The organism is Pseudohalocynthiibacter aestuariivivens (genome assembly GCF_018457175.1).
Classification (GTDB): domain Bacteria; phylum Pseudomonadota; class Alphaproteobacteria; order Rhodobacterales; family Rhodobacteraceae; genus Pseudohalocynthiibacter; species Pseudohalocynthiibacter aestuariivivens.
Window position 1 is genome coordinate 162,321 of sequence record NZ_JAGFNU010000003.1, and the last position, 22,799, is coordinate 185,119.

Below are 22,799 nucleotides of genomic sequence, written 5' to 3' on the forward strand. Positions count from 1 at the left end.
GCTCAGAATTTCGGTTCGTTGATATGCATCAGCATATCTTCGGTCTCTTTCACGTCATCCAAACGTTCCATCCAGACACCGGTTTTCATCGCCTTCCAGCACCGCATCAGCTCTGCCAGACCTTGCAGCATCAGCAAGAGGCCAGCGGCAGGTATCAGCGTTTTGAAGAAATAGATTTGGATTCTGGCCGGGCTGTTCCAGCTGACTTCCTTGTACCGCCAGCTGTCGCTTGCGATTTCCCAGCCGTACCAGAAAAGCGCAATCATGCCGGGGAAGAAGAACAGAAGGTACAGTAAAAAATCAACACGCGCCTGCCAGCGGATCGAAAACAGGCGGTAAAGAACATCACCCCGAACATGCGCGTCCTGCGCAAGCGCATAAGGCCCTGCCATCAGGAAAAGGGCACCATACATCTGAACCATCATATCGAAAGCCCAGACTGTCGGAGCGTTCAGGACATATCGCACGAAAACTTCGTAGGAAACTGAAAGTGTTAGGATCAAGATGCACCAGCCGAAAGCGCGCCCTACCCATAGGCTCAAACCTTCGATCGCATAGACCAGTTTTTCCATATTTCAGTTTCCTTAGTCCAATAAAAGTCCGGGGGCCTTTTGCAGCCCCCGGAACAGTTTTTTGTAGCAGCGATCAGCCGAAGTAATGTGCGTAGGCCAGCTTATAGTCAGGCTGGTTCAGATTCAGATAATCCATCACGTTCTCAGCGTAGGCTTTTTGTGAATCGATCACCTTCGCAAAGAATGCGTCCTCGCCCGAAATACGGTCAACCACGATATCCCAGGCATCCAGCTGCGCTGACATAACACTGTCTGGTGTGCGGTAGACATTGACACCCTGCTCGTCGCGCAGAGTTTTCAGATCATCCGCATAACGCTTTGTGTTGTGCCAGTAGAAGTTGGAATTTTCAGCTTCGGACGCATATTTCAGGATCGCCTGAAGCTCTGCTGGCAATGCTTCATACTTGTCTTTGTTGAACGTCACCTCAAAGAATTCCTGTGACTGGTGGAAGGATGCAAGATGGTAGTGTTTGGACACGTCCTGCATACCGAAGTCACGGTCAGAGGTTGGGTTGTTAAATTCTGCCGCATCAATCAGTCCGGATTTCATGGCCGGCTGAATTTCACCGCCCGGCAGTTGGACAACGGACATACCCATTTCGAGCAGAACGTCGGCAGCGAGACCGACAGTACGGTATTTCAGGCCGTCCATTTGTGATGCGTCTTTGATCTCTTCTTTGAACCAGCCCAATGGCTGCGCAGGCATTGGAGAGTTGAAGAATGAAACAACGTTCAGGCCAAGCGAGGCCATCAATTCGTCAAACAGTTCCTGACCGCCGCCATAGTTGACCCAACCCAGAACTTCTTGGCTGGACCAGCCAAAGCAGGGGCCAGTTCCAAACAGCGATGCAGTTTTTGATTTCGAATACCAGTATGCCGGCACGTAGTGTGCGGCATCCAGAACGCCGCGGTGAACGGCGTCTTGCATCTGGCTGGTTTTCACAACCGAGTTTACAGGCAGAAGGTCGATTTTTAGGGCGTCTCCCGCCATGGCGTGAACACGGTCTACGTATGATTGAGCGTTTTCAAGGAAAATACCACCGCCCCAGGCAGCTTGCATTTTCAATACGGTGCCTTCTGCGCGCGCGATTGAAGGTGCTGCAAGTGACGCAGCCGCCGCTACGGCCGAGCCGCGCAGGAATTTCCGACGATTTACGGAGTTTGTCATGTTTCCTCCCAAGGAATAGAGCAATTTATTAGTAATGTTTGTTGCTTTCGGAGCCTGATGCCCTCTTTTCACCGTTTAAAAATACTTGAACAATTTCGATGCGGCAAGAGAATTTTAACGTTTTGGTAAGGTTTTATTGCCAATTAAGCGATTTGGGTTTCTTGGGGCCACTCTGAAAATTGGGTTGCGAAAGCACAAACAGAGTTTAAGCGTCGGCTCTCCGATAAGTTAATCTTCAAGTTTCACAGAAAACTACAGAAGTTTTTTTGTTTATTTACTAATATTTATACTGGGGTGAATCCACGTGTGCTCATGCAACGTTTTACTGCAAACGACATAATGCAAGGCTCTTCGCAGGGAACCGATTTGGTTTTGGCACGGCCAGAAGCTTCCAAACGGAAAACCCCTTAATTTAGCCAATCACAAGGCGGAATGCCTGTTAGCGCCAGAGTCGCGGAAATCTCTTTCGGTCGAGATTCCAAGGCTTCTTTCACAAAACCACGTCGTTTACGGCCCATTTAAAAAATCATGCTGTTCTCAAAAATCCAGCAAACACAATACGAAACAGAATTCCAGACCGCCTGTAATACAGCGTGGCAAGATGAACCAACCTGCCCACTGGACGTCGGTTGTTCTAATCCTTATATATTCGCTCAAGTAATATAAGAGGCACCTATGACCGCCGAAGCACCACATCAGATGGAGGGTACCCCTCTCATCAAACCATCGACAACGGATCATGCGATTTACGATACCGTGGTCGAGGCTTGTCGCAGCGTTTATGACCCTGAAATTCCAGTTAATATCTATGATCTGGGGCTGATTTACACCATCGAAATCAGTGACGAAGGCGAGGTAAACATCCTGATGTCACTTACTGCGCCGGGGTGTCCGGTTGCCGGTGAAATGCCGGGGTGGGTTGCCGAAGCGGTTGAACCCCTGCCCGGCGTAAAAACCGTGGACGTACAACTGGTATGGGAACCGCCATGGGGAATGGACATGATGTCAGATGAGGCACGTCTTGAACTGGGTTTCATGTGACGAGACGTCAACCAGACCCCTCACCGCTTGAGATTAGCCCTCCAGCACCCTAAATTAATAAGCGAACAACCATAAACGGAGCCGTCATGTTTGGCATCCCAGGAAAACAAGCGGTTAGCATTAGCCCAAAGGCCGCCGCGCAAATCGTGCGGCTGATGCAAAAAGATGGCTCAAAAGGCCTGCGCATTGGCGTTAAAAAGGGCGGCTGTGCGGGTATGGAATACACGATGGACTACGTAAATGACGTAGACCCCCATGACGAAGTGGTTGAGCAAGATGGCGCACGGGTGATGATTGCACCGATGGCGCAGATGTTCCTGTTTGGTACCGAAATCGACTATGAAGTTTCGCTCCTCGAATCTGGTTTCAAATTCCGCAATCCTAATGTTGTTGATGCCTGTGGCTGTGGTGAATCAATAAAATTCGCAGATATGTAATGGCGACCGATCCGGAATTTGTCCTGTTCGCCAAAGATTTGTTTGCCGACATTGGACCAATTAAGACAACTCGCATGTTTGGCGGAACGGGCATCTATACGCAGGATGCGATGTTTGCTGTTCTGATAAATGGCTCCATTTACATGAAGGCTGACGAACCCCTGATCGCCGAATACCTTGCAGCAGGATCAGAACCCTTCAACTATGAAACGAAAGACGGCCCCCGAACAATTCATGGTCTGACCACCCTGCCCGACAGCGCGTGGGATGATCCGGACGAAGCAATGGCCTGGGCACGCAAGTCGCTGATCCCAGCATTGGAAACCGCTGCTGCCAAAAAAACAAAAAAGCCAAAAAAAGCAAAGTGATATAGCGCTGATCGGGCACTATTGCTGTTATATCTGCACAATTTCGGCTGTTGCTCTTGACCTGTCCCTGCAGGATTGCGATTTCCGTAAAAGGTCTCAAACGCCGCAAGCAAAGGATACTGACAATGCGCCAAAAACTCGCTGCTGGGAACTGGAAGATGAACGGCACTGCGGCGGCACTTGCCGAAGTGGACGCTCTGAACTCCCATTCATCAATTGCGGCAGTCGACGTCGTGATCTGCCCGCCTGCGACCTTGCTTTCACGAATGTCCGAACGCTTGACCCACAGCTCGATTGAAACGGGAGGCCAGGATTGTCATCCCGCAGCTTCCGGCGCGCATACAGGTGATGTATCTGCAGCAATGCTGGTCGACGCTGGCGCAGCTTATGTCATCCTTGGCCATTCCGAGCGGCGCGAAGACCATGGCGAAACAAGCGCGCTTGTCTGTGCCAAAGCCGGTGCTGCGATGAACGCCGGTTTGACAGCTATTATTTGCGTTGGTGAATCTGAAACCCAGCGTGACGATGGCACGACGCTCACAGTGATTGAAGATCAGCTCGCCGGGTCGATACCGGATGTTGTGACCGCGCGAAACCTTGTCATCGCTTACGAGCCGATCTGGGCGATCGGAACAGGCCGTGTACCAACGCTTTCGCAGATCGAAGAGGTGCATGATTTCATACGTACCAACCTGATTACCCGGTTTGGTGAAAAGACCGGCGCCGCAACGCGTATTCTTTACGGCGGATCCGTGAAACCCAGCAACGCAGCTGAAATATTCCACGTCGTCAATGTGGACGGCGCGCTTGTTGGTGGCGCGTCACTTAAAGCCAACGATTTCTCGGCAATCATAACGGCACTGGCCGCCAGCGCATAAGACCCCTACCCGACGGGTAATTTAACTGAAACACAAAACCGCCAAAAGATAACGGGCCGCTGCATGATGCAGCGGCCCGTTATTAATTTCTTGGTGAGGAGGTGTCGTTAAACGTCACCCCTACTGCATGATGATTTCCGGCCCCATCATCATGTTCGGCAAGAACGTCGACAGGAACGGGATATAGGTAATCATGATCAGGAAGACGAAGAGCACAGCAAGGAACGGCAGCGCCGCCTTCACCACACTCATCATCGGCATGCCAGCCACACCAGACGTCACGAACAGGTTCAGACCAACCGGTGGTGTGATCATCCCGATTTCCATATTGACCACCATGATGATCCCAAGATGGATTGGATCAATCCCAAGCTGAATGGCAATGGGAAACACGAGCGGCGCAACAATCACCAAAAGGCCCGATGGCTCCATAAACTGCCCGCCAATCAGCAAAATAACGTTAACAACCACCAGAAACATTATCGGACCAAAGCCTGCAGACAGCATCGCGTTTGCAACGTGTTGCGGAATTTGCTCCTCGGTCAGAACATGTTTCAGGATGAGCGCGTTCGCGATGACAAACATCAGCGTGACGGTCAGCTTGCCGGCCTCAAACAATGTGCGCTTTGTGTCGTGATGGAAAAACGCCGTCACCACAGCAATAGGTTTGCGCAGAATGCTGATCTTTCCATTGTCGCCCTTCGCTGCGAGCGGCCCCATATCGCGATAGATGAAACTTGCGACAAAGAACGCGTAGACAGAGGCGACAGCCGCCGCTTCGGTCGGTGTAAAGATCGCGCCCGTCACACCGGGAATACCGTAAATCCCGACCATAATGATAACAATCAGCAAAAGGCCCCAGCCCGCATCGCGGAAGGAATCAAACACTTCGCCCCAGCCAGCCCACTCACCACTGGGCATGTTCTTGACGCGTGCCATCACATAGATTGCGATCATCAGCATGAGACCAGCAAGGATACCCGGTATCACCCCGGCCAGAAACATTCGTCCGACGGAAACTTCAACAGCGGCAGCGTAAACCACCATCACAATCGATGGCGGGATCAGGATACCCAGAGTACCGGCATTGCAGATAACACCTGCCGCAAATTCCTTGGAATAGCCCGCCTGTCGCATCGCTGCGATCACGATCGAACCAATGGCGACCACCGTCGCCGGGGAAGACCCGGACAAAGCAGCAAACATCATACAGGCAAAAACCCCGGCGATTGCAAGACCACCCTGGAAATGCCCAACACAGGCGATCGAGAACCGGATGATCCGCTGCGCAACCCCGCCTGTCGACATAAACGACGACGCAAGAATAAAGAATGGAATGGCGAGCAGGGTGAAATGACCCTCAAAAGCACTGAACAAAGTTTGCGCAACAGAGGCGAGCGAACTGTCAGAGAACCATAACAGGAAAAGAACAGACGACATCCCAAGCGAAACCGAGATCGGCACACCGATCAGCATAAAGCCGATCACCATGACAAAGAGTAATACGACATCCATCAGTCTTCATCCCCCAGCTGCTCACGAATTTCCTGAATCTCGTCTTCAACCTCGTGGCTGGCGACAAGTCGATCCATCTTCCCGCTCCAAATCGAAAGCGCAACTTGAATGAACCGATACAAAAGCAGCGCCATTGAAAGCGGCAGAACAGCGTAGGGTATCATGCGCGGTAATTTGTTGTAGGATTCGCCTTCGTTGAACGCGCCTTCCATCCAGCCGAGAAAACCGGGGTGTGGAATATCGTTCACTTCATACCAGCCGCGATAGCTGGTTGGGCGCATGTCTTCAAAGCCGGTCGGGAACCAGCGGCCCGTGGTACCGGGCAGGTTGGCAAAGTTTGCCCAGTAATCCCAGGCGCCCTTCAATAACATCACGCTAAAGGCGATGCAGACCGCGACAGAGATCAATGCCAACAGCCGCCTGGTGCCTGGTGAAAGTATGTTGATGATTGCATCAACACCAAGGTGCGCACCTTTTTTGACTGCGTAGGATGCGCCCAAGAGGACAAGCCAGCCAAACAAGAACACCGTCATCTCGAGCGCCCAGAGAATATTTGAATTGAAACCGTATCGCGCGATGACATTGGCAAAAGTAATCAGTGTCATTGCACCCAGAAGAATCGAGATAAGCGTTTCTTCTATCTTGTCGACAAAAGTTTCACCCGGTTTCGGATGCATGATACTCCCCCCTATATCTCAAAAAAGGCGCGGCCCCTGTTAGAGCCGCGCCGATCTTTCTTAGTTCAGGTTTGCATTGATAGCCTGAGCGGCGTCGATGTTTTCCTGACCCACGTCCTCTGCAAACTGAGCCCAGACGGGTTTCATCACATCGACCCATGCCTGACGTTGTTCTGGCGACAGCTCACGAATAACTCCGCCAGCATCAAGAACAGACTGTCGGGATGCCTGATTAACAGCATAGGACTCTGCGTTGCGCACTTCTGTTACCTCATGAAGAATAGTCATGAACTGATCACGCACGGCAGGATCAAGGCTGTCAACCCATTCGGTCGACGTCACGACCAGATAGTCGATGATGCCGTGGTTGGTTTCAGTGATACCATCCTGCACCTCGAAGAACTTTTTGCCGAAGATATTGGACCAGGTGTTTTCCTGCCCATCAACAACGCCTTGTTGCAGCGCACCGTAAACTTCGGAGAAGGCCATTTTCTGAGGGCTGCCGCCGATTGCTTCCATCTGTGCGACAAGAACATCAGAGGATTGCACCCGGAATTTCAAACCGTTTGCATCTGTGGGTGCAACAAGTGGTACGTTCGCTGACATTTGCTTCATGCCATTGTGCCAGAACGCCAAGCCCTGAAGACCGCGGCGCTGCATTGAATCAAGCATCGCCTGCCCAGAATCTGAAGCCTGAAACGCATCAACCGCTTCAATGTTTGTAAACATGAAGGGCAGGTCAAAAATGCGGAACCGACGGGTGAACGCCTCGAATTTTGACAAGGAAGGTGCTGCAAGCTGCACATCGCCCTGAAGCATGGCTTCCAGAACTTTATTATCGTCATAAAGGGTTGAGTTCGGGAATACCTCCATACAGGCAACGCCGTTCATTTCCTCATTGACGCGCGACTCTAAAAGTGCGGCCGCAATGCCTTTGGGGTGGCGGTCGGTGTTTGTCACGTGGGCAAACTTGATAACGATCTCACCGTCTTCGCATGATGCAAATGCTGCCTGTGCGGTGAATGTAAGTGCCACAGCGGTTGCAGCAGCGGTTAGGAATTTCATCTTGGTTTCCTCCCAGATTGATCCAAAAAATTCTGACAACGCACCCCTCTGGTGCATCTGTTGAAATAAGAGCGGTTGAGCGTTGGTCGCTCAAGAAAAACCTCATACGCTCATGCTTATCTGTATTTATAGCTATATATCAGCATTTTACGCAACATACCTCTTTCGGACTTGCCACGTCGGGCAATCGAACTGGCGGTATTTCACACAGGCAGAAGCGTAGATTGTGTGGTTTTCCGCACAATCCCTAACGGTAAAATTCTGCGCGAATCCCATGCTTTGAAAGTTTATCGTAAAAGGTTTTTCGCGGCAGTTTCAGGGCGCGGGCCGCCTTTGATGCGTTTCCCTGCTGTTTCCTGAGCGCTTCGACCAAAAGGGATCTTTCGACCTTTGCCATCTGTTCCGCAAAGCCTATTTCTTCCACTTCTTCCCCTTCCGAAAGGCCCATTGCAAACCGCATAGCTTCGTTCATCAGGGCGCGGGCATTCCCGGGCCAGTCTTGCGCCATAAGGCGGGAAATAACTTCGGGCGTGATTTCGGGCAGTGGCAGTGCCGCTTGCTCGCAAGCAATCGCGACATAGTGCCGAAACAAGACCGGTATATCTTCTGCGCGCTCGCGGATCGCTGGAATTCGAACGCTCATAACCTCAAGCTTATAGTAGAGGTCCGGGTTAAACCGCCCAGCCAGGGCTTCTGCCTGTAAATCACGATAGGTTGCTGCGATCACGCGGGTGGATTTCTCTGTTTCAAGGTTTTCCAGCAGCGCAAACTGCGTTGCTGGCGTCAATGCCGCAGCTTCGTCAATGAATAAGGAGCCATCTCCCGCAGCCTCAAAAGCCTGTCCCAGCGTTTCCGGAGACAACGACGCCGCAGAGACTTTTTGAAACGGCCGCATGGATGCCGCAGACAATAAATGGATAACTTCCGCCACCTTTGACGTTCCTGTGCCGGGCTCTCCGTAGACCAGAACTTCGGCAGAGGAGTGCGCGACAGACCTTACGCGCGTGCGCAAATCTTCGGCTTGCGGCGATATGCCAAACAACATGCGCGAGGCCGCATCGCCCGTTTCCAATTGACGTCTCAGTCTCCGGTTTTCAAGAACGAGCGCGCGCGTCTTCAGCGCCTTTTCGACCACCGAAAGCAGGTCTTTTGGCGCACATGGTTTTTCCAAAAACCCAAAGGCGCCAGCGGAAATGCCTTTGACCGCCATTGGAATGTCCCCCTCGCCTGTCAGCAAAATCACGGGCAAGTCCGGGTCAACCTCTTGTGCGTATTCAAGCAAGTGAAACCCGTCTTTTCCGGGCATTCTCACATCGGTGACAATCACACCGTCAAAATCAGGAACAATATGATCCTTTGCTTCGATATAACTGCCTGCCGGAATGGTGCTTAGATCAGCGAGTTCCAGTGTCTGGCCAAGCGCATCGCGCACATTCACATCATCATCAACCAATAAGACGCGATGTGTCATGCCGCCTCCTCTAGCCTGGCAGACGTCAGTTCAACGGTGAAAATGGCGCCACGTTCCGGGTGGTTGCGCCCACGGATTGCACCCCCAAAGCTTTGCACCAATCCGTAGGATATGGACAAACCCAACCCCATGCCTTCGGATTGGCCAACCTCTTTGGTGGAATAGAACGGGTCAAAAATCTTTTCAGGATCATCAATGCCCGGGCCTGTATCCCGCACGTGCAGCAAAACTTTGCCGTCCTCTTGCTCTAAAAAGAGTTCCAGGCGCTTTTCAGATGTTGCGCTCATGGCATCCATCGCGTTTGAGACCAGATTCATCACCACCTGTTGCAAACGAACGTCGCCCCCGCGCACAAATACGGGGTGGTCTGGCGCGGCCCAGTCCAACTTTACGTTTCCCTGTGCAATCCGCGCCTCTGAAAGTTCGAGCACAGCTTGCACTACAGCACAAATATCCACATCAGAAATCGGCTCGTTTTCCTGCCGCGCAAAAGCGCGCAGGTTTTTTATGATCCGTCCCATGCGCCGCGCCAGTTCTGAAATACGGGAAAGGTTCTGGCGTGCGACGTCTGGTTTGTTGCGCTCAAGGAAGACCTCGGCATTCTCTGAAAAGCTTCGGATTGCCATTAGGGGCTGGTTAAGTTCGTGGCTGATTCCCGCAGACATTTGACCAAGGGCCGAAAGTTTGCCCGCTTGAACCAGATCGGCCTGTGCCTTTTTCAACGCGGCTTCGGCTTCTTCCCGTTCTGCAATCTCGTGACGCAGGCTTTGGTTGACGGAAACCAGTTCTTCCGTACGTTCCGCAACACGGGTTTCAAGTTCTGCATTGGCAATTGCCAGGGTGCGCCGCCGCTCTGTCGCCCAAAACAAAAACGCACCAAATGCAAGGCAAAGCGCACCGGCAACAGCCGCCTGCAATGTCGCAATTCGTTCGGCCGGGGCGGTATCGACAAGGGCTTCACCAGTCATGCCAATCACTGGAAGAGGCTGCACCAGATGCAATGCGCGCTTGGGCAAGTACCGACCAGCATCAAGCGACCAAACCGAAAGCCCGCTAATCTGCCTTTCCTGATATCGAATGAATGGCTGCAGAGCATCCTGATTATAGCGTATCTCCGGCATCAAATCCCGCGTACGAAACAACAACTCTGATCGGTTTGCGACAAAGATAACTCCCTGATCATCCGTAAAAAAGATGGCCTGTGGATCACCGCGCCAATCTGATTCCTCGACGGTTTCCATGTCGACGCGCACGACAACCGCACCCGCCGGAAAACCAGCGTCAAACACCGGTGCTGCGAAAGCAAACGCGCGCCGCTGGCCATTTCCAACCTGCGCGTGTTCAACACCAAGCGCACCCTGCATGGCCCGTTTAAATTCGGCGGTGTTTGACAGGTTCAACCCAATCGCGGTCTTGTCTGACGACGCCAAAACCCACCCGCTGCGTGACAAGAACGAAATTTCAAGCGATCCGCTTTGGTCGGCTGTTTGCAACAAAAGGGCGCTTGCCCTGTCCCTTTCGCCCGCGCCTTGTGCAAGGGCGACCAATATCGGGTGGTCCGCCATCAGGACCGCCACCTGGCGAAACCGTTCCAGCTGACCAACGAGCCGTTCTGCCGCCGAGGACAGGTCTGCACGACCCCGGTCAGCAACCTGTTGCAGCCCAGAGGTGTAGGCAAACCACCAGACCCCACCGGCAAAAACCGAGACGGCAACTATAAATCCCAATACAGCCAGCAGGCGGCGCGGCATGAATTCCCCTTTAAGGCATTCCGGATACGAGGAAAGTTTATGCAGCCCGTCTTGCAAAGACCAGCGTCTTTCGAAAAACTCGATCCGAAACAGAAAGGTCCCCGTGCAACGGTTTTCGCAATCTCCGACAGACGCCGCGTTTGTTCAGAACCCTTACGCGTTTTATGAACGGGGTCGTGCGGCCGGTGAGTTGATTTGGTGGGACGACTATTCGTTGCCCTGCGCAACCAGCTACGACGCCGTAAACGCGTTACTGCGCGACCGGCGGTTCGGGCGCGAAATTCCCCAAGACAAGCGCCCTGAGATTCCGCAACATCTGGAACCATTTTATGCGGTTGAAGCGCATTCGATGCTGGAACTTGAAGGTGCGCGTCACACGCGCCTGCGTTCGCTGGTACTGCGCGCGTTCACATCACGACGTATTCAGACGCTTGCGCCTGAAATAGAAACCCTGTGCCATCAGTTGATTGATGTTTTTCCAGCAGAGGAGTTTGATCTGCTACCTCAATTTGCGCAGAAGCTCCCTGTCATCGTCATTTGCCGCCTTTTGGGCATACCGGAAGAGATGGGCAGCGAACTTTTGCGCTGGTCCAACGCAATGGTCACAATGTATCAGGCACGCCGCACAAGAGAGGATGAGTTTGCTGCGGTGGCTGCGACCGAAGCTTTTGTCAGCTTCATGCGGTCATATGTTGAAGAGCGGCGAAAATCCCCGCGTGATGATCTGATAACCAGCCTGATTGCAGCCGAGGAAGTGGGGCAAAAACTGACAACAGACGAGCTGATTACAACCTGCATCCTGCTTCTGAACGCGGGGCATGAAGCAACGGTGCATACGCTTGGCAACGGTGTAAAGGCGCTTTTGGAACACAACACTCGTTCAGATGCTTATTCATCTGAAAACATTGAAAGAACGGTAGAGGAGATTTTGCGCTTTGACCCACCGCTTCATATGTTCACACGCTGGGCATATGAAGACGCAGAAGAACTGTTCGGCCATTCCTTCAAGGCGGGTGACGAAGTTGGATTACTTCTCGCCTCTGCCAACCGCGATGATGCCGCCTTTGAAAATGCGGCCCGTTTTGACGTAAGCCGAGCTGTAAAACCTCACACTTCTTTCGGGGCCGGGGTTCACTTTTGTGTCGGCGCGCCGCTCGCTCGGTTGGAATTGCAGATTGCCATACCCATCCTGTTTTCACGCTGCCCCCAACTGACCATGACTGAGCCTGCGTTATACGCAAACCTCTATCACTTTCACGGTTTGAAAACCCTTATGGTATCGCGCTAGGCTACGATCAAATCGGAAGCATCGTTGTTGATTTCAGCTCTTCCATCGAAAGCAAGGCCGTCACATTGTAAATCCGCACCTCGGCGATAAGTGCCTGATAAAACACATCATATGCCCGCGCATTCGCCACACGCACCTTCAGGATATAATCAATATCCCCGGCCAGCCTGTGAGCTTCTTGCACTTCGGGTCTGTCTTGCAAAGCTTTCAGAAACTTTTTCTGCCACTCCGCTTCATGTTCTGATGTTCGGATCAAAACGAAAAAACAAGCCTCAAACCCAAGCGCCTCGGCGTCGAGCAGCACCGTCTGCTGTCCGATAACGCCAGCATCCCGCAATTTGCGGATTCGGTTCCACACAGGTGTCTTGGAAGAGCCGACTTTGCGCGCAATTTCGTCCAGAGATTGCCCCGCATCGCTTTGCAATTCCTTTAGGATCTTCCGATCTACATCATCCAGACGAACAGACATACCGCTTCCTTCCAACTTTTAGAACAGGTGTTCCTATTTCGACAATAGCCAGAACAAACGTCCTTATTCATTGCTGAGACTAGCCCATAAACGGGAAAATATCCTATATCAAGGACAGAAACGAAACGCAAAGGCGCAGTGGATGAAACATTTCCCGATCTTTATGGCAGTCGAGGGCCGCAAAATCACCGTATCTGGCGGTGGCGAAGCGGCAATTGCGAAGCTGCGCCTGTTGCTAAAAACAGAAGCACACATTTCGGTTTTTGCCACAAACCCTGCTGAAGAAATCAAGAACTGGGCCGCCTCTGGCAAGCTTTCACTGAAAGATCGGCCATTTCGGGCTGGAGACACAGCCAGATCTGTTTTGTTCTATGCAGCAAACGAGGATGCAGCCGAGGACGCCCGCGTCGCCGCGATAGCGGAAGATGAAGGGGCATTGGTAAACATCGTAGACAATCTGAATGATAGCCAGTTTATCACCCCTGCCATTGTTGACCGCGATCCGGTTACGATTGCAATCGGCACCGAAGGCGCAGCCCCAGTGCTTGCACGCGCTATCAAAGCTGATCTCGAAGAAAAACTCTCTCCTGTTCTGGGCATGCTCGCGCGTATCGGCAAAGCATTCCGTCACAAGGTTGAAGCCCTTCCAATGGGCCGCAAACGTCGCGAATTCTGGGCTGACTATTATTTCAAGACGGGAACTGCCGCGCTAGAAGCTGATGGTGTCGAAAGTCTTCGTCCAACACTTGATAGCTTGCTGAAAGATCATCTGAGCCGCTCTGAACAGCCTGGTCATGTTGATCTCGTGGGTGCTGGCCCCGGTGATCCGGAGTTACTGACTCTTAAGGCGCGCAAGGCGCTGGATGCAGCAGATGTGGTTGTATATGACCGTCTCGTTGCCCCGGAAATTCTGGAGCTCGCCCGCCGCGAAGCGATTTTGCTGAATGTCGGAAAAGAAGGTTTTGGGCCTTCCGCCACTCAGGAAGAAATCAACGCGCTTTTGATTGAACATGCACAAAACGGTGCGCATGTTGTACGGCTGAAATCAGGTGATCCCACCATATTTGGCCGTCTTGACGAAGAAATAGACGCACTTGATGCCGCAAACGTTAGCTGGCGCATCGTACCCGGCATCACCGCTGCCTCTGCCGCAGTTGCAGGCATTGGGCAAAGCCTGACCAAACGTGGCCGCAACAGCGAAGTTCGCTTCCTGACAGGTCACGACATGAAGGGTTTTGCCGAACAGGACTGGCGTGCGCTTGCCCAAACCGGCGAAGTCGCCGCGATTTACATGGGTAAAAAGTCAGCCCGGTTCATTCAGGGTCGCCTGATGATGCATGGCGCTGCACCAAACACGCCCATAACCGTTATCGAAAATGCCTCTCGCCCAACGCAACGCATTGTTTTAACAGTTCTTTCAGAGCTTGGCAACGCATTGACCGAGGCAAGTCTGACCGGCCCCGCCCTGACCCTATATGGCCTCGCGCCCCGGGCGGCGCTCGCCCTTGCTGACACATTTGATAAAAAGGTTCTGAGCCTATGAGCCAAAACTTCGCCCCTAAAATCGTAACAGCGAACCACCTTGTTGAAGGTGATGTTATCTACCTGACCGAAAACGGTGACTGGTCTCGCAACCACAGCGACGCTGAGTTCATCACAGATGAGGCACGCGCCGCGATCCGCCTGGGCTTTGCCGAAGCACAACAGGAACGAGTTGTGGGTGCCTATCTGGCGGACGCAAAGCTTGGCCCGAATGGCCCGGCCCCAATCCACTTTCGTGAAGATTTCCGCTCTCGCGGACCTTCAAACTATCAGCATGGCAAACAGTCGGAGCAAACCAATGTATAAGTATAACGACTTTGACGAAGCATTTGTTCGCTCTCGTAATGCCCAGTTCCGCTTGCAGGTCGAACGTCGCGTTGACGGATCGCTAACCGAGGATGAATTCAAGCCCCTGCGCCTGATGAATGGTCTCTATCTACAGCTTCACGCCTATATGCTGCGGGTGGCCATTCCTTATGGCACGCTTGATTCCGCTAAAATGCGCCAGCTTGCCTATCTTGCTGACCGCTGGGACAAAGGCTATGGCCATTTCACTACCCGCCAGAATATCCAGTACAACTGGCCAAAACTGTCGGATGTGCCGGATATGCTTGACGCACTGGCTGACGTTGAAATGCACGCGATCCAGACATCCGGGAACACAATCCGCAACGTAACCGCTGACCATTTTGCAGGTGCATCTGCTGATGAAATCGAAGATCCGCGTCCAATCGCGGAACTGCTGCGCCAATGGTCAACGGATCACCCTGAATTCCAGTTCCTGCCGCGCAAGTTCAAAATCGCCGTATCTGGCAGCCCGACAGATCGCGCTGTGACGCGCGCGCATGATATTGGCCTGCGCATGGTGCGCAATGAGGCGGGAGAGCCCGGTTTTGAAGTCATTGTTGGTGGCGGCCTTGGCCGTACCCCGATGGTTGGCAAAGTGCTTCGTGAATTCCTGCCAAAGGCAGACCTGTTACCATACTGCGAGGCAATTGTAAGTGTTTACAACCTCTTAGGTCGTCGCGACAACAAATACAAAGCACGCATCAAGATCACTGTTCACGAAAACGGGCTTGATAAAATACGCGAGCTTGTTGACGCACGGTTCACACAAATTCGCCCAGAGTTTTCCGGGGTTGATCAGGAACATCTTGCCGAGATCGAGCGCCACTTTGCAGCACCTGAATTCGTCAGCGGCCCAACTGCTCAATATCAAACCGCGCGCGACACCAACCCGGCTTTCCGGTCATGGTCTGATACCAATCTGAGTGCGCATAAAAACCCTGACTACGCGATCGTCACAATTTCGATCAAGGCGCATGGTCAGACACCGGGCGATGCAACTTCTGATCAGATGCGCGTGATGGCCGATCTTGCCGAACAATATGGGCATAATGAACTGCGTATCAGCCACGAGCAAAACGTGATCCTGCCGCATGTTCACAAGAAAGACCTGCCGGCAATCTATGCCTCACTGAAAGAGGTGGGTCTCGCGACCGCAAATATCGGGCTGATCTCTGACATCATCGCCTGCCCCGGCATGGATTACTGTGCCCTTGCGACCGCACGCTCAATTCCCGTTGCCCAGCAAATCGCAACCCGTTTTGACGAGTTGAAGCTCGAGCATGATATCGGCGAACTGAAAATCAAAATCTCTGGCTGTATCAATGCCTGTGGCCACCACCATGTTGGTCATATCGGCATTCTTGGGCTCGACCGTGCCGGCGTGGAAAACTACCAGATCACGCTTGGCGGCGATGGTACAGAAAACGCCGCCATCGGCGAACGTGCCGGTCCCGGTTTCGCCTATGACGAGATCGTACCAGCAATAGAACGGTTGGTGCTTGGATATCTGGACATGCGTCTTGATGCTGAAGAACCCTTCCTTCAGACCTACAAACGCTTAGGTGCCGGCCCATTCAAGGCTGTGCTCTACCCGGAGGCAATCAAGAAAAATGCGGCATGAAACGCTACACCTAACCGTCAATGAGCGGGTGGAGCAGCTAAATGTACGGTACCAGCACCACGGGGCAACCTCGGTTCTGGAACGCGCACTTAGCGACCCATTTGTTGGACAAATTGGCTTGGTTTCGTCCTTCGGGGCGGAGTCAGTCGTGCTGTTGCATATGATTTCGATCATGGATCGAACCACGCCCGTTTTGTTTATCGACACCGAGATGCTGTTTGAAGAAACGCTCGACTATCAACTTGAGATTACAGAGCGGTTGAAGCTTACAGACGTACGGATTGTTCGTGCAACACAAGTGGACGTGAATCGCCTTGATCCGGCCGGAACATTGCATCAGCATGACACAGATGCTTGTTGTGCATTGCGCAAATTCGCACCCTTGCAAAAGGCCCTCTCAGGGTTTGATGCCTGGATCACGGGACGCAAAAGGTTTCAGTCTGACACCCGCGCTGCGCTCGACTTCTTTGAAAACGAAGAAAATAAGCGCATCAAGGTAAACCCGCTTGCCCATTGGACACGCGATGATGTGCGCGACTATATGGAAAACAATCGCCTGCCGCGCCATCCGCTGGTTGCAAAAGGTTACCCTTCGATCGGATGTGCGCCCTGCACATCACCGGTAAACGAAGGCGAAGACCCGCGCGCCGGGCGCTGGCGCGGCGAAGAAAAAATCGAATGCGGCATCCATTTTGTAAATGGCAAAATGGTACCCGGCCCCCTGCCCGTAGGAGCATCATGATGACGACACTTGTAACAGATACCGGGTTTCAGACCGAAGATTGGGCTAATGGCTTTTTCCGCCTTGAGGAACTGCCCGCAAACACACCGCCTGCCTTGGCCGTTGATCTGGACTCTGACGCGGAACCCGAAGCTTTGAAACCACATCTGTCCCATATCGATATGATACGGGTGGATTTCCCAAGCTTCGCCGACGGTCGTGGTTTTACCATTGCCCGGCGTCTGCGCATGATGGGGTTTCACGGTCGTTTGCGCGCCCGTGGCCATGTCATCGCAGATCAATATGCAATGGCGCGGCGCGCTGGCTTTGACGAAGTTGAAATCAGCGAAGACCTTGCCGCACGTCAGCCAGAGGATCAGTGGCAGTTCCGTGCGGACTGGCGTGCCCATGACTATCAGTCGCGGTTGCGGACCTAGACCTGAGCAAAACAAAATCTTATATCTCCCCAGACAGAGGGCGGGGCGCAGTCCCGCGTAAATTATGAACGAGCATGTAACAGTGAATGACGCCGCCCCGGTAAAAGCCGTACCCACCCTGCCCGACGCTCAGACCGTGACGTCTGTTAAACATTGGACCGACAGACTGTTTTCCTTTCGTGTGTCGCGTCCGCAAAGCCTGCGGTTCCGTTCGGGCGAATTCGTGATGATTGGCCTTATGGGTGAAAATGGCCGCCCTTTGCTGCGCGCTTATTCCATCGCCTCGCCAAGCTGGGATGAAGAGCTGGAGTTTTATTCGATCAAGGTGCAGGATGGCCCGCTGACATCACGCCTGCAACACATCCAGCCCGGGGATGAGATTATTCTGCGACCCAAGCCGGTTGGAACGCTAGTGCATGATGCACTGCTGCCCGGAAAACGGCTTTACTTCTTTGCGACCGGCACCGGTATCGCACCTTTCGCGTCGCTGATCCGCGACCCTGAAACCTATGAAAATTATGACGAAGTTATCCTGACGCATACCTGCCGCGAAGTTGCGGAATTGGAATATGGCCGCCAGTTGGTCGAAAGCCTGCGTGACGACCCGCTAATCGGCGAACTCGTCGGGGACAAGCTAAAGTATTACCCGACAACCACGCGCGAAGAGAGCCCGAAGATGGGCCGGATTACCGAACTTTTGAAATCAGGTCAGGTCTTTGAGGATCTTGGCATTCCGCCGCTAAACCCGGAAACGGACCGCGCGATGGTCTGTGGGTCGCTCGGCCTGAACAATGACATCAAGGAAATTCTGGAAGCCGCCGGACTGCGGGAAGGCGCGAATTCCGACCCCAAGGAATACGTGGTCGAAAAAGCCTTCGTCGGATAAAAACCAGACGAGTTAGAAAAGCAAAGCCCCGGTTTTATTCCGGGGCTTTTCGTGTTGTGGCACACAGGAACAGTCTAGTCGGCTGTAACGCGCTGATCTAACTCATCAGCGGATAACAACTTAATATACCGAAAGGATAGCGGCGCTGTGAAATGGTTAGACGGGGTCTTTACATTTCTTTAGGTTGTGTGACTTAATGGATTTATTCGCATTAGCTGATTTGCTTGCTCTGCCGAGCAGAGCGGTGTGAACAAAAAAACACCAAGTAATAAAAACAGGCTAAATCCATGACAGGCAGCTCATCCAAATTTCTGTTTCTGGCTCTGGCGATAATATTCCTTATTTTTGCTGGTTTGCTGTTTTATACTCAACGGGATCAAACAACTGCAGAATACAATATCTGTAGATCTGCGAAGCAAAATCCGGAGGCCGCAATACCTGCCTGTTCGGAGTTATTGTCGACTTCCGACCTCAGTGATACAAACCGCGCCAGACTATACCATTTTCGAGGTCGGGCATCGTTTTCTTTAGAAGACTGGCCGAATGCCGCAAAGGACTTTGAGCGTTCCACGGAACTGGTGCCGGATGACGATCTCTATTGACAGTGGCTAAGTGATGCCCTTGGTGAAATGGATGAATATCAAGCTGCGTTAGACGCAATTGAAATTGCTATTTCTCTCAATCCGTCCAGCAGATTCAACCACCAGCACCATCTGCAAATGTTGTGGCGTCTGGGGCGCATTGCAGAGATGGAAGCGCGCGCCAAACAATTGATGGCAGATTATCCGGAAGCGGCGTGGTTCCCCGAATTCCTAGGCTACGTGCTCCATCGGGAAAAGCGACATCAGGAGGCATCAAGGCATCTCAAAACTGGTTTGGCACTGGATCCGGCAAGCTCCTATGGAAGAAAAAAGTTCTTTGAGGTCTGCAGATCCGCAAATGACGCGTGCCCACCGCTATTTCCTGAAACTCGCCATATGAGGCCTACTCTGGAATGTGATCAGGCGTGGCAAGCAGCGGCGGACTTATTGCCAGCTTCAAGAAACGATGGGGTGGCTAGGACGATACCAGATTTGGTGCCTGACCCAGCCGGTAATCGATCATTGCAAAATCTTGTGGGTGGCCCGAAAGATGGCTGGGCTCTGGCGTATCCAGGGTTTATGGGCGCGGCACTCTCTTTTGAACAGGATGGCGATACAAAGAGTGCTGAGCACCTTATCATTTTCGATCGCTTGCTCGAATGCACCCAGCAAAGCTATTTTGACCACCCGCTATTCGATCAACAAATGTATCTTCAGTTTCAGGTTCTCTATAGCAAGGAAATTCGTGAGAACCTTCTCGATCTTGCCCACCTGTCAGATGGATAACAGTAAGTGGAAGTGCTTTGTTTTGGTGCGGATTGATAGACTTGCGTGTGTGAGAAAGTTTTTCGAAACCACATCGATACTTCAGCCTTACGGATTCCAATCATTTACGAAAAAATTACCTGCCGCGATTTCCGCGACAGGCATTGGTTGGGACTTTTTGTCTGCATGACACGTTGAAATTCAAAGCGCCACTTTAGAGGAGTCGGGTCAGAGACCCAACGCCTCTTTCACTTGTGTCAGGACTGACTCGACAAGATCAGGGTCCTCAGATGCTTGTTCGACTAGGGCTGACATCGTGGTTTTCTGGATGACGCCAAGGTCGGACCCATCAATCATTTCAATGACTTTCGCGGCGTCAAAACCTTCTGCTGTCAGTGCGGCATCAACCATGGGCTCGGTTGCCATTTCCACCGCTGCCTCTGTAGTTGTGTCAGTCACTGCCTCGGTGGCGGTTTCAGCAGCTTCCGTAGCTGTTTCTGTCACGGTTTCGGTTGCAGTCTCTACCGCCTCTGTTGCGGTTTCAGTCACAGCCTCGGTCGTCGTTTCAACAGCTTCAGTCGGTTCCTCGACCGCTTCGGTCACCGACTCGGTCACAGTTTCCACCGCTTCTCCCGCAGCTTCAGACGCTTCTTCCAGCGCGGCTGGCGTTTCAACTTCGCCAGAATCGCTCTCCATAACTTCACTAACTGGCGCGTTGCTTTGATAATAAGCGTATCCGCCAACACCCGCAGCCGCGAGCAAAGCCGCGATAATCCAAGTCTTATTCATTACTTTATTCCTTACTCTGTAATAGATTCGATAACGCCTTGAACGGCGTCTGTAGCTGCTTCTTCCGCTTGGTCGACAGCTTCTTCCGCAGCCTCAGACACAACTTCGCTTGCAGATTCAACCGCGTTTTCAACAGCTTCCGCAACGTCGCTTGTTTCTTCTGCTTCAGCAGCATCATCCGCGACAGCAGGTGTTTCAACGGTTGGTTCTTCCTCTGCAGTCTGGCTTTGGTTAAATGCATAGCCGCCAATTGCTACGACTGCGAGCAAGGCAAGAATGATCCATATTTTGTTCATCACAATATTCCTTTCCGTATTTAAAACGTGCTCATTAACGCGTGCTATGACAGATGACTGCGGATAGGGAAAGCATGCTAGGGGGAAACTGGCGGCTGTTTGCTCATCTTTTGCTGTTATCGGCTTGAATTGGCGGGGTTTGCCGTCTAGTTTCCCGCACAGCATTGCACAACTGTTGAAGGAAATTTGTTATAGCTCGCAGACCCCACAACGCCCCACCGGTGCGTGAAACTGGCCCCCGCGTAAATGAAAATATCAAGGGTACTGAAATCCGGCTAATTGGCGCCGATGGCGAAAACGTCGGAGTCGTATCCCCCGCCAGGGGCATGGTGCTGGCAGAAGAAGCTGGGCTTGACCTGGTCGAAATCTCGCCCAATGCGGTGCCGCCCGTGGTCAAGATCATGGATTTTGGCAAGTTCAAATACGAACAGCAAAAACGTGAATCTGAAGCGCGCAAAAAGCAAAAGATCATTGAAATCAAAGAGGTGAAGTTCCGCCCGAACACGGACACCAATGATTACGATGTGAAAATGCGGAACGTTTTTCGTTTTTTAAACAACGGCGACAAGGTGAAAATTTCACTCCGCTTTCGCGGGCGTGAAATGGCGCACCAAAACCTTGGCCGTGAACTGTTGGAACGCGTCGCAGAAGACACCAAAGACATTGGCAAAGTCGAAAACATGCCAAAAATGGAAGGCCGGCAGATGATCATGATGATCGGGCCACTGCCGAAGTAACGCTTTTCGTTCTGAAAAACGACTCAACGAGTAAAAACGCAAATGCCCCCGCTTTCGCAGGGGCATTTTTGTTTATGCAATCGCACGATCACCTTTGATCCATCTCCAAGCATCAACATAGTCGAATGCCAGTGAAATTACATTTATGAAAAGCAACGCCCAAAGATAGGTTTGATATTCGCCTACAATTGAATCGGATCTGATTGTCGTCCACAAAATCCAGATCAGAGGAGTCCAGCCAACAATGTGGGAAAATGCCATTGCTCTGGAAAAGCCGCGCTCTCTTGCCATGATGTAAAAGTTGGGCATCATGCCGACCACAATGGCCAACACTGCGATCAGCATCCCCCGCGGCTCTGAAAGAAATGCGAGACTTACCATATTGAGCGGGGCCAGAATAAATGCCAGCCAGATTTGCACCCACCCGGGTAATCTGCGAAAGCTTTTCCATATATCGATTATCATTTTCATACTCACGTTATTGGCGAAATTATCACCACAACCTAAACGTGTATTAACATGACTTCCACAAGAAAGGCCGCAGCACTGCTACTGCGGCCTTCAACTTTATGTGACGCTATCAGGCGGCCGAAACGGCACGCCCTGTCATCACCTTAACCAAATGCGCGCGATACTCGGCAGATCCATGCAAATCAGCAATCATACCATCTGCAGGGACCGAAAGTTCAGCAAGAGCACTCGCACTGAAGTTTCCGGAAAGCGCTGCCTCTGCGTCTGACCAGCGAAAGACACCGTCTTCGGATGCCCCGGTCACGGCAACACGCACACCGTCTGCATATTTCGCAACAAAAACACCAACCAGCGCAAACCGCGATGCGGGCTGCAGGAACTTCTGATAGTTCGCGGCCTCGGGAACTGGAAAACGGACTTCAGTGATGATTTCCCCCTCATCCAGTGCAGTCGCAAACAAGCCATCGAAAAAGTCATCCGCTGCAATTTCACGTGCATTGGTCACAATGGTTGCATCAGAAGCAAGGACCGCCGAAGGATAGCACGCCGACGGGTCATTATTGGCGAGCGAGCCGCCAATCGTTCCCCTGTTGCGCACAGCAGGATCACCCACGCCACCCGCAAGCGCAGCAAGTGCCGGATAGGCCGACGCCCCCGCAGCAACGGCTGCATGGCTTGTCGCCCCGCCGATGCAAAGTGCACCGTCGTCAGCCGTACAGATGCCCTGCATCTCGGGAATACCCGTCAAACTCACCAGCGTATCTGGCGAAGCCAGACGTTGTTTCAGCGTTGGGATCAGCGTTTGCCCACCGCCCAGCGCCTGCGCCTCATCCTTGGCCAAAGCGTCGACTGCACCGGCAATGGTAGAGGGTCGTTCAATGTTAAAAGCATACATGGCTCAATCC

General features: G+C 52.4%; 26 protein-coding genes. 14 read left to right on the forward strand and 12 right to left on the reverse strand.

Annotated features, from left to right (window positions below):
* Positions 1–2: 2 nt before the first annotated feature.
* Together J4E70_RS06640 and J4E70_RS06645 are read right to left on the reverse strand one after the other, a co-directional pair.
* Positions 3–572 (reverse strand): TRAP transporter small permease subunit, encoded by a 570-nt coding sequence (locus tag J4E70_RS06640; protein ID WP_213888309.1) that lies wholly within the window; start codon positions 570–572, stop codon positions 3–5.
* 73 nt (positions 573–645) lie between these two features.
* Positions 646–1,740 (reverse strand): TRAP transporter substrate-binding protein, encoded by a 1,095-nt coding sequence (locus J4E70_RS06645; RefSeq protein WP_213888310.1) that lies wholly within the window; start codon positions 1,738–1,740, stop codon positions 646–648.
* 675 nt (positions 1,741–2,415) lie between these two features.
* Here J4E70_RS06645 and J4E70_RS06650 point away from each other — a divergent pair.
* The 4 genes from J4E70_RS06650 (at position 2,416) to tpiA (ending at position 4,464) form a co-directional block, all read left to right on the forward strand.
* On the forward strand, positions 2,416–2,781 hold the full coding sequence (locus tag J4E70_RS06650; RefSeq protein ID WP_213888311.1) for an SUF system Fe-S cluster assembly protein: 366 nt from the start codon (positions 2,416–2,418) through the stop codon (positions 2,779–2,781).
* 86 nt (positions 2,782–2,867) lie between these two features.
* The gene (locus J4E70_RS06655; protein ID WP_213888312.1) at positions 2,868–3,218 is read left to right on the forward strand and encodes a HesB/IscA family protein; all 351 of its coding nucleotides are present in this window, start codon (positions 2,868–2,870) and stop codon (positions 3,216–3,218) included.
* Entirely contained in the window at positions 3,218–3,586 is a 369-nt protein-coding gene (locus J4E70_RS06660; protein ID WP_213888313.1) for a TfoX/Sxy family protein, read from the forward strand. Before J4E70_RS06655 ends, J4E70_RS06660 begins: the two co-directional genes overlap by 1 nt.
* 125 nt (positions 3,587–3,711) lie before the next feature.
* The gene (gene tpiA, locus J4E70_RS06665) at positions 3,712–4,464 is read left to right on the forward strand and encodes a triose-phosphate isomerase (protein ID WP_213888314.1); all 753 of its coding nucleotides are present in this window, start codon (positions 3,712–3,714) and stop codon (positions 4,462–4,464) included.
* 120 nt (positions 4,465–4,584) lie between these two features.
* Here the strand turns inward: tpiA and J4E70_RS06670 are convergent, their stop codons facing one another.
* The 5 genes from J4E70_RS06670 to J4E70_RS06690 form a co-directional block, all read right to left on the reverse strand.
* Positions 4,585–5,979, reverse strand: coding sequence for a TRAP transporter large permease (locus tag J4E70_RS06670; RefSeq protein ID WP_213888315.1), 1,395 nt, complete (start codon positions 5,977–5,979; stop codon positions 4,585–4,587).
* A complete protein-coding gene (locus J4E70_RS06675) occupies positions 5,979–6,656 on the reverse strand; it encodes a TRAP transporter small permease (protein ID WP_213888316.1) in 678 nt (225 codons plus the stop codon). The genes J4E70_RS06670 and J4E70_RS06675 overlap by 1 nt, the downstream gene beginning before the upstream one ends.
* Positions 6,657–6,716: 60 nt before the next feature.
* Positions 6,717–7,721 (reverse strand): DctP family TRAP transporter solute-binding subunit, encoded by a 1,005-nt coding sequence (locus J4E70_RS06680; RefSeq protein WP_213888317.1) that lies wholly within the window; start codon positions 7,719–7,721, stop codon positions 6,717–6,719.
* A 247-nt stretch (positions 7,722–7,968) separates the two neighbouring features.
* On the reverse strand, positions 7,969–9,192 hold the full coding sequence (locus J4E70_RS06685; protein ID WP_213888318.1) for a sigma-54-dependent transcriptional regulator: 1,224 nt from the start codon (positions 9,190–9,192) through the stop codon (positions 7,969–7,971).
* Entirely contained in the window at positions 9,189–10,943 is a 1,755-nt protein-coding gene (locus J4E70_RS06690) for a sensor histidine kinase (protein ID WP_213888319.1), read from the reverse strand. The genes J4E70_RS06685 and J4E70_RS06690 overlap by 4 nt, the downstream gene beginning before the upstream one ends.
* Before the next feature lie 103 nt (positions 10,944–11,046).
* Here J4E70_RS06690 and J4E70_RS06695 point away from each other — a divergent pair, with 103 nt between their 5' ends.
* Complete coding sequence (locus J4E70_RS06695) at positions 11,047–12,231, forward strand: cytochrome P450 (protein ID WP_213888320.1); 1,185 nt, start codon at positions 11,047–11,049, stop codon at positions 12,229–12,231.
* 7 nt (positions 12,232–12,238) lie between these two features.
* Here the strand turns inward: J4E70_RS06695 and J4E70_RS06700 are convergent, their stop codons facing one another.
* A complete protein-coding gene (locus J4E70_RS06700) occupies positions 12,239–12,700 on the reverse strand; it encodes an Lrp/AsnC family transcriptional regulator (protein ID WP_213888321.1) in 462 nt (153 codons plus the stop codon).
* Between the two features lie 142 nt (positions 12,701–12,842).
* On the opposite strand from J4E70_RS06700, the gene cysG reads away from it, so the two are divergent.
* From cysG to J4E70_RS06740, 8 genes are all read left to right on the forward strand, one after another.
* On the forward strand, positions 12,843–14,243 hold the full coding sequence (gene cysG / locus J4E70_RS06705; RefSeq protein ID WP_213888322.1) for a siroheme synthase CysG: 1,401 nt from the start codon (positions 12,843–12,845) through the stop codon (positions 14,241–14,243).
* Positions 14,240–14,548, forward strand: coding sequence for a DUF2849 domain-containing protein (locus J4E70_RS06710; RefSeq protein WP_213888323.1), 309 nt, complete (start codon positions 14,240–14,242; stop codon positions 14,546–14,548). Before cysG ends, J4E70_RS06710 begins: the two co-directional genes overlap by 4 nt.
* Entirely contained in the window at positions 14,541–16,211 is a 1,671-nt protein-coding gene (locus J4E70_RS06715) for a nitrite/sulfite reductase (protein ID WP_213888324.1), read from the forward strand. The genes J4E70_RS06710 and J4E70_RS06715 overlap by 8 nt, the downstream gene beginning before the upstream one ends.
* Positions 16,201–16,953 carry a phosphoadenylyl-sulfate reductase gene (locus J4E70_RS06720; RefSeq protein WP_213888325.1) on the forward strand — a complete coding sequence of 251 codons (753 nt, stop codon included), beginning with the start codon at positions 16,201–16,203 and terminating at the stop codon, positions 16,951–16,953. Before J4E70_RS06715 ends, J4E70_RS06720 begins: the two co-directional genes overlap by 11 nt.
* Positions 16,953–17,369 carry a DUF934 domain-containing protein gene (locus J4E70_RS06725; RefSeq protein WP_213888326.1) on the forward strand — a complete coding sequence of 139 codons (417 nt, stop codon included), beginning with the start codon at positions 16,953–16,955 and terminating at the stop codon, positions 17,367–17,369. The genes J4E70_RS06720 and J4E70_RS06725 overlap by 1 nt, the downstream gene beginning before the upstream one ends.
* A gap of 64 nt (positions 17,370–17,433) precedes the next feature.
* Positions 17,434–18,255, forward strand: a complete 822-nt coding sequence (locus tag J4E70_RS06730; RefSeq protein WP_213888327.1) for a ferredoxin--NADP reductase — start codon at positions 17,434–17,436, stop codon at positions 18,253–18,255.
* Between the two features lie 287 nt (positions 18,256–18,542).
* Positions 18,543–18,857 (forward strand): hypothetical protein, encoded by a 315-nt coding sequence (locus tag J4E70_RS06735; protein WP_213888328.1) that lies wholly within the window; start codon positions 18,543–18,545, stop codon positions 18,855–18,857.
* 27 nt (positions 18,858–18,884) lie between these two features.
* Entirely contained in the window at positions 18,885–19,622 is a 738-nt protein-coding gene (locus J4E70_RS06740) for a hypothetical protein (RefSeq protein WP_213888329.1), read from the forward strand.
* Positions 19,623–19,829: 207 nt separating this feature from the next.
* On the opposite strand, the gene J4E70_RS06745 is transcribed toward J4E70_RS06740, so the two are convergent.
* Complete coding sequence (locus J4E70_RS06745; RefSeq protein WP_213888330.1) at positions 19,830–20,390, reverse strand: hypothetical protein; 561 nt, start codon at positions 20,388–20,390, stop codon at positions 19,830–19,832.
* An 11-nt stretch (positions 20,391–20,401) separates the two neighbouring features.
* Complete coding sequence (locus J4E70_RS06750) at positions 20,402–20,686, reverse strand: hypothetical protein (RefSeq protein WP_213888331.1); 285 nt, start codon at positions 20,684–20,686, stop codon at positions 20,402–20,404.
* 221 nt (positions 20,687–20,907) lie between these two features.
* On the opposite strand from J4E70_RS06750, the gene infC reads away from it, so the two are divergent.
* Entirely contained in the window at positions 20,908–21,423 is a 516-nt protein-coding gene (gene infC, locus J4E70_RS06755) for a translation initiation factor IF-3 (protein ID WP_247077176.1), read from the forward strand.
* A 72-nt stretch (positions 21,424–21,495) separates the two neighbouring features.
* Here infC and J4E70_RS06760 read toward each other — a convergent pair whose 3' ends face one another.
* Together J4E70_RS06760 and J4E70_RS06765 are read right to left on the reverse strand one after the other, a co-directional pair.
* Positions 21,496–21,888 carry a hypothetical protein gene (locus J4E70_RS06760; protein WP_213888332.1) on the reverse strand — a complete coding sequence of 131 codons (393 nt, stop codon included), beginning with the start codon at positions 21,886–21,888 and terminating at the stop codon, positions 21,496–21,498.
* A 115-nt stretch (positions 21,889–22,003) separates the two neighbouring features.
* A complete protein-coding gene (locus tag J4E70_RS06765) occupies positions 22,004–22,789 on the reverse strand; it encodes an FAD binding domain-containing protein (protein ID WP_213888333.1) in 786 nt (261 codons plus the stop codon).
* Positions 22,790–22,799 lie beyond the last annotated feature (10 nt).

Coding starts and splice junctions, on each gene's coding strand:
- J4E70_RS06710 (WP_213888323.1), top strand. CDS start 14,240: ATGAGCCAAAACTTCGCCCCTAAAATCGTAACAGCGAACCACCTTGTT.
- J4E70_RS06660 (WP_213888313.1), top strand. CDS start 3,218: ATGGCGACCGATCCGGAATTTGTCCTGTTCGCCAAAGATTTGTTTGCC.
- cysG (WP_213888322.1), top strand. CDS start 12,843: ATGAAACATTTCCCGATCTTTATGGCAGTCGAGGGCCGCAAAATCACC.
- J4E70_RS06700 (WP_213888321.1), bottom strand. CDS start 12,700: ATGTCTGTTCGTCTGGATGATGTAGATCGGAAGATCCTAAAGGAATTG.
- J4E70_RS06655 (WP_213888312.1), top strand. CDS start 2,868: ATGTTTGGCATCCCAGGAAAACAAGCGGTTAGCATTAGCCCAAAGGCC.
- J4E70_RS06680 (WP_213888317.1), bottom strand. CDS start 7,721: ATGAAATTCCTAACCGCTGCTGCAACCGCTGTGGCACTTACATTCACC.
- tpiA (WP_213888314.1), top strand. CDS start 3,712: ATGCGCCAAAAACTCGCTGCTGGGAACTGGAAGATGAACGGCACTGCG.
- J4E70_RS06760 (WP_213888332.1), bottom strand. CDS start 21,888: ATGATAATCGATATATGGAAAAGCTTTCGCAGATTACCCGGGTGGGTG.
- J4E70_RS06740 (WP_213888329.1), top strand. CDS start 18,885: ATGGATGAATATCAAGCTGCGTTAGACGCAATTGAAATTGCTATTTCT.
- J4E70_RS06650 (WP_213888311.1), top strand. CDS start 2,416: ATGACCGCCGAAGCACCACATCAGATGGAGGGTACCCCTCTCATCAAA.
- J4E70_RS06750 (WP_213888331.1), bottom strand. CDS start 20,686: ATGAACAAAATATGGATCATTCTTGCCTTGCTCGCAGTCGTAGCAATT.
- J4E70_RS06735 (WP_213888328.1), top strand. CDS start 18,543: ATGACAGGCAGCTCATCCAAATTTCTGTTTCTGGCTCTGGCGATAATA.
- J4E70_RS06675 (WP_213888316.1), bottom strand. CDS start 6,656: ATGCATCCGAAACCGGGTGAAACTTTTGTCGACAAGATAGAAGAAACG.
- J4E70_RS06745 (WP_213888330.1), bottom strand. CDS start 20,390: ATGAATAAGACTTGGATTATCGCGGCTTTGCTCGCGGCTGCGGGTGTT.
- J4E70_RS06765 (WP_213888333.1), bottom strand. CDS start 22,789: ATGTATGCTTTTAACATTGAACGACCCTCTACCATTGCCGGTGCAGTC.
- J4E70_RS06670 (WP_213888315.1), bottom strand. CDS start 5,979: ATGGATGTCGTATTACTCTTTGTCATGGTGATCGGCTTTATGCTGATC.
- J4E70_RS06685 (WP_213888318.1), bottom strand. CDS start 9,192: ATGACACATCGCGTCTTATTGGTTGATGATGATGTGAATGTGCGCGAT.
- J4E70_RS06720 (WP_213888325.1), top strand. CDS start 16,201: ATGCGGCATGAAACGCTACACCTAACCGTCAATGAGCGGGTGGAGCAG.
- J4E70_RS06725 (WP_213888326.1), top strand. CDS start 16,953: ATGACGACACTTGTAACAGATACCGGGTTTCAGACCGAAGATTGGGCT.
- J4E70_RS06645 (WP_213888310.1), bottom strand. CDS start 1,740: ATGACAAACTCCGTAAATCGTCGGAAATTCCTGCGCGGCTCGGCCGTA.
- J4E70_RS06715 (WP_213888324.1), top strand. CDS start 14,541: ATGTATAAGTATAACGACTTTGACGAAGCATTTGTTCGCTCTCGTAAT.
- J4E70_RS06640 (WP_213888309.1), bottom strand. CDS start 572: ATGGAAAAACTGGTCTATGCGATCGAAGGTTTGAGCCTATGGGTAGGG.
- J4E70_RS06690 (WP_213888319.1), bottom strand. CDS start 10,943: ATGCCGCGCCGCCTGCTGGCTGTATTGGGATTTATAGTTGCCGTCTCG.
- J4E70_RS06730 (WP_213888327.1), top strand. CDS start 17,434: ATGAACGAGCATGTAACAGTGAATGACGCCGCCCCGGTAAAAGCCGTA.